General features: G+C 67.7%; 13 protein-coding genes and 1 pseudogene. 4 read left to right on the top strand and 10 right to left on the bottom strand.

Features of this window, described 5'->3' with window-relative positions; all coding sequences use genetic code 11:
• The first annotated feature begins 8 nt into the window (after positions 1-8).
• Positions 9-385 (top strand): annotated as a pseudogene (locus tag M8859_RS06080) (MerR family transcriptional regulator).
• Between the two features lie 8 nt (positions 386-393).
• Here M8859_RS06080 and M8859_RS06075 read toward each other — a convergent pair.
• The 6 genes from M8859_RS06075 to M8859_RS06050 all read right to left on the bottom strand — a co-directional run bounded on the left by M8859_RS06075 (position 394) and on the right by M8859_RS06050 (position 6062).
• Positions 394-864: an ATP-binding protein gene (locus tag M8859_RS06075; protein ID WP_159925271.1), complete on the bottom strand. Its 471-nt coding sequence runs from the start codon at positions 862-864 to the stop codon at positions 394-396.
• 277 nt (positions 865-1141) lie between these two features.
• Entirely contained in the window at positions 1142-1588 is a 447-nt protein-coding gene (locus M8859_RS06070; RefSeq protein WP_159925269.1) for a response regulator, read from the bottom strand.
• Entirely contained in the window at positions 1585-3210 is a 1626-nt protein-coding gene (locus M8859_RS06065) for a sensor histidine kinase (RefSeq protein WP_159925267.1), read from the bottom strand. Before M8859_RS06065 ends, M8859_RS06070 begins: the two co-directional genes overlap by 4 nt.
• The gene (locus tag M8859_RS06060; RefSeq protein ID WP_249643966.1) at positions 3210-4448 is read right to left on the bottom strand and encodes a PP2C family protein-serine/threonine phosphatase; all 1239 of its coding nucleotides are present in this window, start codon (positions 4446-4448) and stop codon (positions 3210-3212) included. The genes M8859_RS06065 and M8859_RS06060 overlap by 1 nt, the downstream gene beginning before the upstream one ends.
• 240 nt (positions 4449-4688) lie before the next feature.
• Positions 4689-4850, bottom strand: coding sequence for a hypothetical protein (locus M8859_RS06055; RefSeq protein ID WP_195071169.1), 162 nt, complete (start codon positions 4848-4850; stop codon positions 4689-4691).
• Between the two features lie 162 nt (positions 4851-5012).
• A complete protein-coding gene (locus tag M8859_RS06050; RefSeq protein WP_249643965.1) occupies positions 5013-6062 on the bottom strand; it encodes a fused (3R)-hydroxyacyl-ACP dehydratase subunits HadA/HadB in 1050 nt (349 codons plus the stop codon).
• Between the two features lie 218 nt (positions 6063-6280).
• Here M8859_RS06050 and M8859_RS06045 point away from each other — a divergent pair, with 218 nt between their 5' ends.
• Positions 6281-7801, top strand: coding sequence for a catalase (locus M8859_RS06045; protein WP_159925261.1), 1521 nt, complete (start codon positions 6281-6283; stop codon positions 7799-7801).
• A gap of 1082 nt (positions 7802-8883) precedes the next feature.
• On the top strand, positions 8884-10155 hold the full coding sequence (locus M8859_RS06040; protein WP_249643964.1) for an SGNH/GDSL hydrolase family protein: 1272 nt from the start codon (positions 8884-8886) through the stop codon (positions 10153-10155).
• A 70-nt stretch (positions 10156-10225) separates the two neighbouring features.
• On the opposite strand, the gene M8859_RS06035 is transcribed toward M8859_RS06040, so the two are convergent.
• The 3 genes from M8859_RS06035 to M8859_RS06025 all read right to left on the bottom strand — a co-directional run bounded on the left by M8859_RS06035 (position 10226) and on the right by M8859_RS06025 (position 12445).
• A complete protein-coding gene (locus M8859_RS06035; protein ID WP_195071166.1) occupies positions 10226-10717 on the bottom strand; it encodes a nuclear transport factor 2 family protein in 492 nt (163 codons plus the stop codon).
• 10 nt (positions 10718-10727) lie between these two features.
• The gene (locus tag M8859_RS06030) at positions 10728-11315 is read right to left on the bottom strand and encodes an NADPH-dependent FMN reductase (RefSeq protein WP_159925255.1); all 588 of its coding nucleotides are present in this window, start codon (positions 11313-11315) and stop codon (positions 10728-10730) included.
• A 332-nt stretch (positions 11316-11647) separates the two neighbouring features.
• On the bottom strand, positions 11648-12445 hold the full coding sequence (locus tag M8859_RS06025; RefSeq protein WP_195071165.1) for a phytanoyl-CoA dioxygenase family protein: 798 nt from the start codon (positions 12443-12445) through the stop codon (positions 11648-11650).
• A 270-nt stretch (positions 12446-12715) separates the two neighbouring features.
• Here M8859_RS06025 and M8859_RS06020 point away from each other — a divergent pair, with 270 nt between their 5' ends.
• The gene (locus tag M8859_RS06020; RefSeq protein ID WP_195071164.1) at positions 12716-13621 is read left to right on the top strand and encodes a fatty acid desaturase family protein; all 906 of its coding nucleotides are present in this window, start codon (positions 12716-12718) and stop codon (positions 13619-13621) included.
• Here the strand turns inward: M8859_RS06020 and M8859_RS06015 are convergent.
• Positions 13618-14484, bottom strand: a complete 867-nt coding sequence (locus M8859_RS06015) for a phosphotransferase (RefSeq protein ID WP_249643963.1) — start codon at positions 14482-14484, stop codon at positions 13618-13620. The genes M8859_RS06020 and M8859_RS06015 overlap by 4 nt on opposite strands.
• Positions 14485-14650 lie beyond the last annotated feature (166 nt).

Below are 14650 nucleotides of genomic sequence, written 5' to 3'. Positions count from 1 at the left end.
GAGGATGGATGGCGCAGGAGAGGGGCTACTCGGGGCATCTGCCGGATCCCGGCCAGGCGGTCTACGGGATTTCGGTCGCTGCCGGGCTGGCTGGAATCGGCGTGCAGACGCTCAGGCTGTACGAGCGCCACGGGTTGTTGACTCCCGCCCGCAGCGACGGGGGCACCCGCCGCTACAGCGGCAACGATCTGGCTCGCCTGCGGCGTATCACCGACTTGGTCGCGACGGGGTCAATCTCGCGGGGATTCGCCGCATTCTCGACCTGGAAGACGCGAATGCCGACCTGCACGCGGACAACGACCGGCTCTACGCGGACAATGACCGGCTGCAAGCGGACAACGTCCGGCTACGGGACGCGCGCGACCAGCCGCACGGCAAGCCGTAGGCGCGCGATCATTCCGTGAAGCGTGCGCGCAGATCGACCACAGTGCCGGAATCGCCGGTGGTCACGCTGACGTCCGGGATGAGCGCGCGGATCAGCTGCATGCCGCGCCCGCGCAGTGAATCGGCGGCGTGCGGATCGGGCGGTTTCCAGCGGCCGCTGTCGGAAATGGTCACCCGGAGTTCGTCGCCGTCGATCGACGCCCGCAAGCGGACCACGCCGCCGTCGCCGCGATGGCCGTGCTCGACGGCGTTGGTGCAGGCCTCGCCGACGGCCAGCAGCACGTCGTAGGCCGGGCCGGGCGCCATCCCACTGGCGGCCAGCCATTCCTGGAGGGTGTGCCGGACGGTTGCCAATTGCTCCGCCTCGGCGGGAAAATCCATGTCCAGCGGCGTCACGGCGTTGGGTAGCGGGACCCGGTCGCCCGCGCTCACGGGCGCGTACCAGCCGCGGTCCGGGTGTGTCTGTCGCGGAGAGGCCATCTCGTCGTCGTCTCGTGTCGAGGGCGTCGATGCGCCGTCACCTCGTTACCTCCCTGTCGGGGATCGGTGCGCTGTACTCGCGCCACGCCGAGCACGTGGGCCGTCGTCGGGCTCGGCTGTCGTGTTCGCCGTGCGTGTGCCATATTCCCCGAAGCTATACCCAAGTGATCATTCCCCATTCATCCCCGCGGTGCCGCCGGTGAGAACCCGGTCATCCGAGGTCTCGTGGACACCGTAAACGGCTGTGCCGCAGATCGGCACAGCGGGGGGAACGCGGCTACTGCTTGTGCGGCGGCAGCCGGACGACCTGGACGAAGAAGTCATCGATCTGCTTGATGGCGGCGACGAACTGGTCGAGGTCGACCGGCTTGGTGACATACGCGTTGGCGTGCAACCGATAGCTGCGGAGTATGTCCTCTTCGGCCGCGGAGGTGGTCAGCACGACCACCGGGATGTGCGACAGGTCGGGGTCGGCTTTGATCTTCTCCAGCACCTGCCTGCCGTCGTACTTGGGCAGATTGAGGTCGAGCAGAATCAGGTCCGGTCGCGGCGCGTCCGCGTACTCGCCCTGGCGGTAGAGGAAGTCCAGCGCCTCCTCGCCGTCTCTGGCGACGTGCAGGTTGTTGCCGATCTTGTTGTCCTCGAACGCCTCTCGCGTCATCAGCTCGTCGCCCGGATCGTCTTCGACGAGCAGGATGTCGATGGGCTGGCCGGAAGTGGTCATGCGGGGGCTCCTTCGTGGACGGGGGCGTCGGCGGTACCGGCGCTGAGGTCGGCGTCGGCGGCGCGCAGGGTGAAGCAGAAGCGAGTGCCGGCCGTGTAGTCGGTGTCGATCCAGATCCGGCCGCCGTGATACTCCACGATCTTCTTGCAGACGGCCAGCCCGATGCCGGTTCCGCTGTACTCCTCCCGATTGTGCAGCCGCTGGAAGATGACGAACACCTTCTCGGCGAATTCGGGCGCGATCCCGATGCCGTTGTCGGTGACAGACAGCAGCCAGCCGCTGCTGTCGTCGGTCGGTGCGCAGGTGATCTCGAGCTCCGGTGCGCGCTCGGGCGCGCGGAACTTGATGGCGTTGGCGACCAGGTTCTGCCAGAGCATCGTCAGCAATGTCGGATCGCCGATGATCTCGGGCAGGTCGTCCGGTCGCCGGATGACGGCGCCGGTGTCATCGATCGCGTTGGACAGATTGGTCAGCGCCTTGTCCAGGGACTGGCCCAGGCCGGTGGGTTCGGTGCGGTCGGTGATCCGGCCCACGCGGGAGAACGTGAGCAGATCGTTGATCAGCACCTGCATCCGCTTGGCGCCGTCGACGGCGAAGTCGATGTACTGCTTGCCCCGCTCGTCGAGCTGGTCGCCGTACCGCTTCTCCAGCAGTTGGCAGAACGACGCCACCTTGCGCAGCGGCTCCTGCAGGTCATGGGAGGCGACGTAGGCGAACTGCTCCAGCTCGGTGTTGGACCGGCGCAGTTCCTCGGCCTGGAGATCCAGATCGGTCTTCTGCTCGGCGAGTACGGCTTCCTTGGCGCGTGAGGAACTCAGCTCGGTGACGATGCGGCGGCGCATGCTCTCGACCGCGTTCGCGACGGTCGCGAGATCGGCCGGGCCGTGCACGTCGATGTGATGGTCGAAGTCGCCGCCCGCGACGCGAAGCGACGCGTCGGTCAAGGAACCGAGGGGACGGGCGATCAAACGCCGGATCAACACGGTCAGCAGTACGCCGGTCAACAGGAACGCGACGACCATCCCGGCCAGCACCGCGTCCCGGACCTTGCGGGTGTGCGTGAGCTGTTCTTCGTCGTGCGCGATGGCCGCCGTGAGGTTGCTGTTCTGGGCTTCGAAGCGCATCCGGAGTTCATCGAAGAGCGGTTTACCGCGTGCCGGGACGGCGGGATCGACGCCGCGGGCCGATCCGGAGGCCAACGCCGCGACCAGCGGTTCGGCGTAGTCGATGCGCCATCGCTGTGCGGCGCGCTCCAGGGCGTCGAGTTCTTCGAGCAAGGGTTGCCGGTCGGCCAGCAGCTCCCGCAGGCGGGCGACGGACTGCGCCTCGTCGCGGGTGCCGTCGCTGTAGGGTTGCAGGAACTGCGGGTCCGCGGTGATGGCGTAGCCGCGCAGGCCGGTCTCCTGATCCACCAGCGCGCTCTGCAACCGGTAGGCCTCGGCCGCCGCGGGCAGCGAGTTGTCCAGCAGCCGATCGGTCACGCGGTTGGTGTGCGCGATCACCTGGGCGCCCGCCACGGTGCCGATGATCACCACCAGCACCATCGCGGCCAGCACCAGCTGGAACCAGGCTTGGGCGGTCAGCCGCGCGCTCAGCGGCGGCCGGCCGGTCTTCGTCGTCATCAGTTCTGGTCCTGTCCTTGCCGGTCGCGATTCCACCCGAGGTACAAGATCGCGACATCGTCGTCCAAACCCCCGGACGCGCCCGCCAGCCCCTCGACGCGGCCGATCAGCTCATCGACGAACCAGTTCGGGTCCGCGGCTCGGACCGCGCGGGCGACCTCCATCAGCCCCTGCTCGCCGAGGCGTTCCTGATCGGTCCCGACTCGTCCCTCGAACAAGCCGTCGGTGAACACCATCAGCCCGGAACCCAGCGGCAGGTCGAGTTCCTGGACGGGCCACTCGGCGCGACCGGGCAGAAAGCCGAGAGCCGGCCCGCCGGGCACCTCGACCCAGGCCAACTCGGTGGCCGAGCGCAGCAGCATCCCGGGGTGCCCGGCTCGCAGCACCTGAGCGCGGCGATCGCCCGGATGCAACATCAGGCTGGTGACCGTCGCGAAGGTCTGCCTGCCGGTGCGTTCGGCGAGCAAAACCTGTTCGAGCAGCCGGAGTTGCCGCTCCCCGGTCACTCCGCTCAGCACCAGGGTGCGCCAAGCCAGGCGCAACGCCACACCGGTCGCCGCCTCGTCCGGGCCGTGTCCGGACACGTCACCGATGACGGCGTGCACGGTGCCGTCCGCGTCTTGCACCACGTCGTAGAAATCGCCGCCGAGCAGGGAATGGGCCCGGCCGGGACGGTAACGCGCCACGACGTCGACGACTCTGTGTCCACGCAGGAGTGGGGTGGGCAGCAGACCGCGTTCCAGCCGCGCGTTCTCCTGCGCGCGCATATTGCTCGCCTGCAGTGCGGCGCTGGTGCGCTCGGCCTGCTTGCGCTGGATCGCGTAGCGCACCGCGCGCCCGAACAGTTCGGGCTCGACCCGGCCTTTGACCAGATAGTCCTGGGCTCCGGCCGCGACTGCGGCCAAACCGGTCTGCTCCTGATCGAGCCCGGTCATCACCACGATCGCGACCTGGTCGGTGTGCTGGCGGATGCGATCCACCGCCTCGAGCCCTTGGGCGTCGGGCAGATGCAGGTCCAGCAGCACGCAGTCGGGTTCGGCCGCGGACAGATGCTCGGCGGCCTCCGCCAGCGACCGGACCCAGTGCAGTTGCAGGCCGGGCGCGCCGTCGGAGACCAGTTCCTCCACCAGCAGCGCGTCGCCGGGATCGTCCTCGATCAGCAGCACCGAAGGTTGCTGCCAGGGCCAATCCGCGTCCACGATCAGCTCGGGATCGTCTTCCGTCCCGTCACGCCGCACGGACACCACCGGTCGCGGGTCCAGTCGCGGTGGAACGAATGGCAGCGCCACTGCCGTCGTCGGCGAACACCGACAACCCGGCCTCCGATCACCAAAGGGCGGCACGAGCGCACGCCGACTGTCTCCGCGGCCTTTTGCTGGACCGCGAGGCAGCCAAGATCGTATCCGATCCGCTATCCGACCGAGACATGACGGTGTTGACCTGCGCGAGCGCGGAGGCCGGGGGAACGGCGGCGGGAGTCAGACCGTTGTGCCGGTGAGCCGCGCGGTGGGCCGCTCGTCCCGCACTGCGCCCTCGCGGCGCGGGGAGCGAAGTTCCGCCAAGCTGCGTGCGACGACCGTGGCATGGACCGCGATGACGGCAAGGGAGGCCGAGCCGATCACAGCAAGAAGCACAACCACGACAGATACCGGTCCTTTCGGGTGCGAGCGGGCCCGTTGCCCGCTCGATCGGGTGCCGAGATCGCGTCCGCGGCTTCCGGCGGGCGCGCGCTCCGCCTCCAAGGTGCCCCGGCTCCTCCGGATCAAACACACCGATTCCGGCGGCGCGAGCGGATGGTGCGATCACGCGAGGACGACCTCCGCCACCGCGCGACCGAAGATTTTGCGCCCGTCGTGCTCGGCGGTGATCGCGATGGTGGCGCTGCGCGTGTCCGCGTCCATGCGTTTCACCCGGCCGGAGAACTCGATCCGGCCGCCGGTGACGCCGACGTGGACGGGATTGGTCAGGCGCACGTTGTAGGAGCGCAGGGCGGTGGGATCGCCCAGCCACGAGGTGAGTAGATCCACACTGAGCCCGATGGTGAACATGCCCTGGGCGACAACGGTTTCCATGCCCATCCGTGCGGCTGTCTCGGTGCTCCAATGGATGGGGTTCGGGTCTCCCGACACTCCGGCGTAGTTGACCAGATCGCCCCGCCTGACCGTGAGTGTGCGTGGCGGAAGCTCCGCCCAGGCAGTTACCTCGTCGAAGCGCCGCACCCACGGGCTCGCCGGTACGGGCTGCGCCTGGCTCACGGACTCGATGCCGTGTCCCACGTAGCGCGGGGCCGGCGCGCGGCGCGCGTTTCGCGCTTCCTGGCGTGCGCCGTGCATGACGACCGCGTCGAACCACGGCGGGAGAGCCTCGTCATCGCGCCCGACCAGGCTGGTCCGAGACGTGAGGACCGGCCGGTCGTGCTGGTCCAGGATGGTTTGGCGCAGTCCGATGAGGTCGCCGCCGAAGGCGTGCCGGAACGAATCCAGGCACATCTCGAACCGGATGCGGTCGCCGGCCAGGAGCGGGCGATGAAATTCGATCATCTGATCGGTCTGGATGGTGCGGCTCAGGTCGTAGCCGGGCAGGATCGTGTCGAACACCTCGGCGTAGGCGAGATATCCGGGGACCGCGCCGAAGGTCGGGGGAGCGAGCAAGCTGTGGTAGCCGAGGTCGGCGGCGGCCTCCTCCGACCAGTGCGCGGGGTGGTTGTTGCGCACCGCGCGGGCGTACTCGCGGATCTTCTCGCGACCGACCTCGTAGTGATCGCTGGTGCGATACCGGCGCCCGACCATCGAGGCGGGGAGCGCGGCATCGGTCACGTCGTCCGCACCGGAAGTGGTAGGGGTTCTGGACATCGCGGGGAATCTACCCAACCAGAGCCCGAATTCCGGTCAGCCCGCATCGCACGCCGTTTCGCGGCCTCCGGCGCGCCGACCGGCGCGGGTGCGCAGGAGCGCCGGTCAGCCGTGGTTTGAGGAACAGGTCCCTGGGAAGTCGATCGACAGATCTCGTGCCGCTCGCCCGACGGTTTCGTCGCCGGGCTCTCGCCCGCGGCTCGTGGGAGAGGAGAGAGATGTCCGTTCCGAACTACACCACCGACGACGCCGGGATCCCGGTCCCCAGCGACGAGCATTCGCTGACCGTCGGGCCGGATGGGCCGATCCTGCTGCAGGACTGGTATCTGATCGAGAAGATGGCGGCGTTCAACCGGGAACGGGTGCCCGAACGTCAGCCGCACGCGAAGGGCGGTGGGGCGTTCGGCGTCTTCGAGGTCACCCACGACGTGAGCGCATACACGATGGCCGAGGTGTTCCAGCCGGGCAAGAAGACGGAGATGCTGGCCCGGTTCTCCACCGTGGCCGGCGAGCGCGGCAGCCCCGATACCTGGCGGGATCCGCGCGGGTTCGCCCTGAAGTTCTACACCGAGCAGGGCAATTTCGACATGGTCGCCAACAACACGCCGATCTTCTTCGTGCGCGATCCGATGAAATTCCAGGACTTCATCCGGTCCCAGAAGCGCCGCGCCGACAACAATCTGCGCGACCACGACATGCAGTGGGACTTCTGGACGCTCTCACCCGAGTCGGCGCACCAGGTCACCTGGTTGATGGGTGACCGCGGCATCCCGCGCACCTGGCGGCATATGAACGGTTACTCCAGCCATACCTATATGTGGGTGAACGCCGCCGGGGAACGGTTCTGGGTCAAGTACCACTTCAAGACCGATCAGGGCATCGAGTTCTTCACCCAGGACGAAGGCGACCAGATGGCCGCGATGGACACCGACTACCACACCCGCGACCTGTGGGAGTCGATCGAAGGCGGCAACTATCCGAGCTGGACGCTGAAGATGCAGATCATGCCGTTCGACGAGGCGAAGACATACCGGTTCAACCCCTTCGATCTCACCAAGGTGTGGCCGCACGGCGACTATCCGCTCATCGATGTCGGCAGGATGACGCTCGATCGCAACCCGGCGGACTACCACACCGAGATCGAACAGGCGGCATTCGAGCCGAGTAATTCGGTGCCCGGCACCGGCCCCAGCCCGGACAAGATGCTGATGGCCCGCTGGTTCTCCTACCCGGACGCCCACCGGTACCGTATCGGCGCGAATTACAAAGAGCTGCCGGTGAATACGCCGCACGCCACTACCGTCCGGTCGTACAGCAAGGACGGCGCGATGCGCCACCGCAACCCCGGCGACCCGGTCTACGTGCCGAACTCGAAGGGCGGCCCGCACGCCGATCCCGCTGTCGCGGGCCCGCCCGCGACCTGGTACGCCGACGGCGAACTCGTGCGCTCGGCCTACACACTGCACAAGGACGACGACGATTGGGGCCAAGCGGGAACCATGGTCCGTGACGTGCTCGACGACGCGGCGCGGCAGCGGCTGGTCGACAACATCGTCGGACACCTGCTGAACGGAGTTTCCGCGCCCGTGCTCGACCGGGCCTTCGAGTATTGGCGCAACGTCGACAAGCATCTCGGTGACCGCGTCGAGGCGGGTGTGCGCGCGAAGCAGGGTGAGCGCGACCCCAAGGCGGCCGGGCAAGCCAATCCGGCTCGCTCGTCGGCGCAGGCCAAAGCCTGACGGGTCCCGGCGGCGGCCGGTGACCACCGGCCGCCGCGGTGTGCTAGTGCGCCGTGCGGGTACGCCGGGATGTCGGTGACCATGCCACCACCTATCGACACCGTTCGTGATCTTTTCGTTATTCCCTGGCTCGTGTGTCCCGATGCGTCCCTCCGATCGCATGCGGAAACATGACCGCCGGATCCAGCGACACATAGCACCGTGGTGTTTCGAATCAATTCGAGGCTCGGTGACATCCGCGCGCCACCGGATGGTCGCATCGGGCCGGTCGACGGAGATCGGAGGACCGCATCATGGCGTTCGACGCCGATGTTCGACCTGATCGACGCTCGCAAGGAAGGCCGTGGCGAGCGATCACAGTCGCGGCTGCCACTCTCGCCGCCGCGGCAGCACTCGGCGCCGCACCGGCGGGGGCGCAGCCGTCGTCCAGCGGCGCACCCGATGTTCCGGTCGAGGTCCCGATACCCGGTGGATTTCCGGGATTTCCCGAAATCCTGCGATTCATCCCGCCCGCGCCTCCCACCCCGCAGATGCCGTTCGGTCGATTGGTGCCGCATGGCAGCCCTGTGGCGGCTCACCCGGCATAGGCAGGTTCATCCCGTCGTCGCGTCCGCGGCGTTTCCCGCAGCAGCCCCGGAACCTCGTCGTCACCGGTCTGGTCGAACTGCCGATAGCCGCTGGCGCCTGATCAGCTGACACGCCGCGCACGACCCGGCCACTGCGGTGGCCGGGATTTGAGCGTTTCAGACAATAATCCGAGCTTTTCGCTCATTCTTCTGCTCGCGGCTGATCCGTAGAGTCCTCAAAGAACAGGCGGGGTTCGCGCCGGCGCCACCAGGGCGGCGACCTCGGCGAGAACTTTCGATCAGCACACCTTGATGGTGTTCCCGGCGACACGGAGGAAGTCCGTTGACAGAATTTCCACAACCGGCGGTGCCGACAATTTCCCGGCATGACCCGGTTCGGTTCGTGACGGGAATCCGCGACACGGATAGCCACGAGACATCGGACAAGATGACGCTCGACCTCGTCCGAGCGGCGTCGCAGGCATCGTTGGAAACCGCCGAAGGATGGGCGCGACGATGACCCTCCGAAAGATACGAACCGCCGTGCTCTCGGCATTGGCCGCGCTGCTGCTGGCCATCACCAGCACAGCGTTGTACACCGAGGCCACCGACCGAGCCCAGCGCGAGGCCTGGCTCGACAGTTGGTCCACCGCGCAAATGGCCGACGTCGATGTGCTGGGACCCAATTGGTCGACAAACGGTTTCGTCAACCAGACCATCCGCCAGACCGTGCGCCCTACCCTCGCCGGTGACTCCGTACGAATCACGATGACCAATCTCTTCGGCGATCGACCGCTGCGGATCGCGGCAGCCACCATCGCGCACACCGCCAAGGGGGCAGCGGTGCGCTCCGGCACGGTCCGCCCGCTGACTTTCGGCGGTGCAGCGGGCGCGGTGATCCCGCAGGGAGACGAACTGGCCAGCGACGCGACCGATTTCCTGGTCAACGCCCGCCAGCCGATCACCGTGACCCTCTACCTGAGCGAGGCAACCGGGCCGGCCACCTTCCACTCTCTCGGCAACACCACCGCTTACCGCGCGAACGGCGATCACAGCGCCGACATCGAAGGGGTGGCGTTCACCGAGTCCGACAAGTCGTGGTACTACCTTGCCGACATCGAAGTCCGGGGCGCACCGAACCGCGGCGGTGTGGTGACCTTCGGCGACTCCATCACCGACGGAGCGGGCGCCGGCGTGGACGCCGACAACCGGTACCCGGATGCCCTGGCCGACCGCCTTGCGGTCGACAGCGAGCCCCGGGCAGTGCTGAACACCGGCATAGGTGGAAACCGGATCGTTTCGGACTCCGACTACCTGGGCCAACGCGCGGCCACCCGATTCCGTCGCGACGTACTCGACAAAGACGGGATCGGCACCGTCATCCTGCTCTCGGGTATCAACGACATCGGCGCCAGTGAACTCTCCGAGCCGTGGCTGCGACCGAACCCCGAGATCACGGCCGACCAGCTGATCGCCGAGTACCGACTGCTCATCCGGATGGCACGTGCCGACGGACTGCGCATCCTCGGCGGCACCCTGCTCCCATACCGCGGAGCCCCGTACTACAGCGAGCGCGGCGAACGGGTCCGGGACGAGGTCAACTCCTGGATACGCCATTCCGGAGAATTCGACGCCGTCATCGACTTCGAGCGCGCACTCGCCGACCCGGCGGACCCGGACGTACTCGCCGCGCAGTTCGACAGCGGAGACCACCTGCATCCCGGCCCCGCGGGGTATTCCGCGATGGGCGACGCCGCCGCGCTCGTCCTGCACGAGACGGTCGACTGAGAGGCAGGCGGGACGGGACGCTGTCCACGGGGCTGTCTGTAGTCGCGGCGGCCCCGTGGACAGCGCACGATCACCCGTGCGGCCGCGCGGCGGATACGTCCACACCCAGACCGTTCTCTCCCGGCGGTGAGCCCGGTAGCGGCGAGTTGTCGAGGTATCGGATCTCGTAGACCCGTTCGGTGAACTTCCAGCCGTCGGTCGTTCGCCGGTAGCGATCGTGGTAGATCGCGTAGTTCAGATGTGAGCTGCCGCTTTTCAACCGCCCGAGTTCACAGATGTGGGCGCGACCGGTCGCGGTGTCGCCGTCGATTCGGATCGCACCGGGATGGGTGTGCTGAATGAAATAGTCCCAGGCGTCTTGCATCAGCCGTGCTTTGGTCTGGAATTCGGCGCGGCCGGCGACTTCGATACCCGCGTCGGGGATGCGCAGCACCGCGTCGTCGGTGAACAGCGATGCCAGGCGATCGAAGTCGCGCATCATCACCGCGTCGGTGAATTCGCCGCGCAGTGCTTCGATCTCGACACGGTCGGCGAGTGACCGGAAGTCGTGTGGTGACAGCATGATCGGCTCCTCAGGAATCGACGAGAGTGGGTTCGGCGCTTGCCCGCCGCAGCGGCGCGAATGCGGCGCTCCATGCGATGACCTGATCCAGCAGCGTGTGCAGGGCTGTGGTGTGGTGGTCGCCCGGTGTGAAGGTGGTGTAGTTCTCGAAATCGGTGAGCACCGAGATCGTGACCTGGTGGCTCACATCGGCCATCCGCAGGGCGCTGCAGACCAGCCGCAGATGCTCCACCGCGCGGACGCCGCCGCCGGCACCGTAGGAAACGAATCCGACCGCCTTGTCGGCCCATTGGGCGTACAGGTGGTCGATGGCGTTCTTCAGCACTCCGGGGGCCGAGTGGTTGTACTCGGGGGTCACGATGACGAAGCCGTCCAACGGGGCGATCCGCTCGGCCCAGGCGCGGGTGTGCTCATGTACGGAGGGGCCGAACATCGGCGCCACCGGCTCGTCCAGATGCGGCAGCGGGTGGTCGCGCAGGTCGATCAGTTCGAACTCGGCATCGCCGCGCCGCGACGCCGTGTCCAGAACCCACTGAGCGACCTGCGGACCGTTGCGGTTGGGCCGGGTACTGCCGAGAATGATGCCGATTCTGATCACGGTCGGAACTCCTGCTCTGCGGAAGGTGTCACAACCTTCCGACGACGCAACCGGCCGGAATGTCAGGCGGCCCCCACTTCGGGTGCGCCGAAGCGCCTGGACTCGCAGGTGACCGAGTCGAGGGGTCGACGGCTGACGGCTCGACGCGCCGAGCACCGGAACTGCCGATGAGCAGGGACATCGCGCCGATGCGCGGTGCTGTGGCCGGATGCTCGGACAGCCGCCGATGAGCCTCGGCCAGGCCACGATTGTCGACGACGTGGACGGCGGCATGCGGAAGCCGCCGTTCCACCCGGTTCGGCTGGGTGTTCGCGCTGCCCCGGACACGGACCTCAGCTGATTCGCGGATATCGGGCGCCGTCGAGTCGCTGTCCCGGTTCCCGATCCGGCACCGTGTCCTGGTACCACGCGTCGGGGTCGGGGTGGTAGACCGCCTCGGCGTCCATATACACCGTGGCCAGCGAAATCCGCGCCATATCCGTGTAGTTGGCGCCCGCCGAGTGGACCAGGCGCGCATCGTGGAAGGTGCAGTCGCCCGCGCGCACAGGGACCGTCACGTGTGGCCACCAGCGCAGTTCCGGTCGAGCTTCGTACGGCTCGCCGACCGTGGGGATCGCGTCCTCGGGCCACCGGTGCGATCCCGGAATGAAGGTCAGGCACCCGCGCTGCACCGGGACGTCGACCAAGGCCACCCATGCCGTGAGGGTCACGGGGGCCGCGGCGATCGGAAAGGCGGGGGCATCGATGTGCATCGGTGTAGGCGCGCTGTCGGAGGTGTGTTTACGCAACAGTTCGGATTTGAACATTCGCAGTGGCTGTCCGGCCAGACGCTCGGCGATCCCGGTGATCTCCGGATGCAGCGCGAGCCTGCGCATCAGCTCACTGGCGTTCTCCGGCTCGGGCACCCAATCCATGACGTTCCCGCCTTCGGCCGCGTTCCAGGAAACAAGGCGCTGCCGGTCCAATTGGGTGCCGGCGTCGGCCAGGTACTCCTCCACCTCGGAACCGCCGAGAACACGGGGAATATGGACGTAGCCGTCGCGGTGATACTGCTCGACGAGGTCGACCGAAAGGGTGCGCGCGGTCGTGGTCTCGCCGCTCGGGCGCGGGTGTTTCGTTGTTTCGATCACGGATCCCACGGTAGAAAAAGCTTAGGTCGATTCGCTTCCTAACGATGGACGAGGCCGCGACGGGGATTTCGGTGCCGTCCGGGCTCGAGGCGACATCGGCCGGGTGCCTCGAGATCGAGCGTGACGGCCATCATCAGCCGACCCGTTCTGTCACGGCACCGTTTCTTCGCACGTACGTAAGCGATGCGACAGCCCGCGTAGGGGTGTTCGTGGGGCTGCTCGTGCACGCTCGGTTCCCGCAGGAAGACCGGAGAGGTGACCGGGGGCGAGATGACCGAACGGCGCGCCGGCAACGCTGTTCGCGCGCAGCGGCGCGACGATGGACGGCGGATCGGATCATGGTTGACCGCGGGCGCGGTCGTGCTCAATCTTCTTCAGCTCTTCGCGCTGCCGCTGCTGCTGTTGCCCCGGGACCCCGCGTGGGGATGGGCACTGCTGCCGTCGGCGCTGCTGACGACGACATTCTGGTCGCTGATCCACGAGGCCGTCCACGGGAACCTGCACCACCGGCGCTCGCTCAACGATAGATACGGACGCGTGCTCGCCGTGCTGTACGGTTCACCGTTCGCGTTGCTCAAAGCCGGTCACCTGCTGCACCACCGCTACAGCCGGACGCGGGAGCGGGCCGAGGTCTACGACCCAGCGACGTCCAGCTGGGCGAAAGCCGCGCCCGGGTACTACCTGCGGCTGTTCGGCGGGCTGTATCTGCTCGAGGTCGCGGCGCTCGTGCTGGCGGCGCTGCCCGCCGCGGCGGTGCGCCGGCTCGCCCGCGCGGTGGACAGGCCGGACACGGTGGCGGGGCCGCTGCTCGGACGCGTCGCGCAGGCCGAGGTGTTCCGTCGGTTCCGCATCGACACGGCCGTGATCACGGTGCTGTACGGCGCGGCGTTCGTCGCCTACGGCAGTCACGGATGGATGTTGCTCGCGGCGCTGGCCGGGCGCGGCGTGATCGTCTCGCTGTCGGACAACGCCTATCACTACGGCACCGATCTCGACGAGCCGCTCGAGGCGCTCGACCTGGAACTGCCCGCGCCACTGGAGGTTCTGGCCCTGAGCTTCAACCTGCATGGGCTGCACCATCGTCACCCGGGCCTGCGCTGGTACGAACTGCGGCCCGTCTTCGACGCCGAGGGCGGCCGGTACGATTCCGGCTGGTTCCGCGCGGTGGCCCGCTAGTTGCGCGGCCCGATCAGGAGCACTGATCGCTGAGCGGGTCGGCGCGGGTGCGACGTGACGCCGTGCCGGGTCACTCCTCGGTTTCCATGTGCGAATCCATGCCGCGCGAGCATCGGCACGTACTGTCGGAGCACTGCGCGGGCGCTGGAGAACACACGCCGCAGCCGGGTGGTGTCGAGAGCGGAGGAGTGGGTCATCGATCGATCCCGTCTGTGAGCGCGGACCCTGTCCCGCATCGGGCGATGTTCGGGTGCGTACGCGGCGCGTCGCGCTGAACGCGATCGGGTTCGACGGTGATCCACTGCGGGACGTTCTCGGCCGACGCGTCGGACCCGCTTGTCGTCGATGAGTGCGGCCAGCACTCCGAAACTGTCGTGCGCTTCGGCGCCCGCGACGGCTCGCTCGACGCCGCCCCGGGAGACCTCGAGCGGCTGCATGCGCGCGCCGGCTTCGGCGGTGCAGACGGCTGCGAGGTACAGCTCGGTGATGCTTGCGCGATATAGGGTCCACATGCGATCAGCGTCGGCATGAACGCCCGCGGCGCTCAGCCCGGCCGTATAACGATCGACGAGGCCACGTTCGATCGTGCGCAGCAGATCCGGTTCGACCGACGCGTTGGCGAAGTAGGCGATGTCGCGGATACCCGCCCCGGCAGTCGCGATCTGCCAGTCCAGGAATCCTGGGCCGGAACTCTCGAAGAAGAGATTGCCCAGATGAGGGGCGCCATGGATCAGAGTCTGCGGCTGGGCGGCCCAGAAGGCATCGATATCGGCGCTGCGGTCCAGTCGGTAATCGTCGGGCCCGATGACTCGGACCCGGCCGGTGTAAACCGGGCCGTCACCGTTGCCGCCTTCGCGATCCACATCGGAGACCCTCGGCAAGCAAGGGTCGTAACAGGGATGGCAGTCGGGTCCGCACCATGCCCGTAACGGCGTTGTCGTCGACTTCGTCCCGGATGCCGGGACATCCTCGACGACCTGACCGAACCCCGCAGATCGACGAGCAGGGGCCGGGATTCAAGATCACGCT

It is taken from the genome of Nocardia sputi (assembly GCF_023501985.1).
This window is presented reverse-complemented; position numbering and strand designations above follow the sequence as displayed.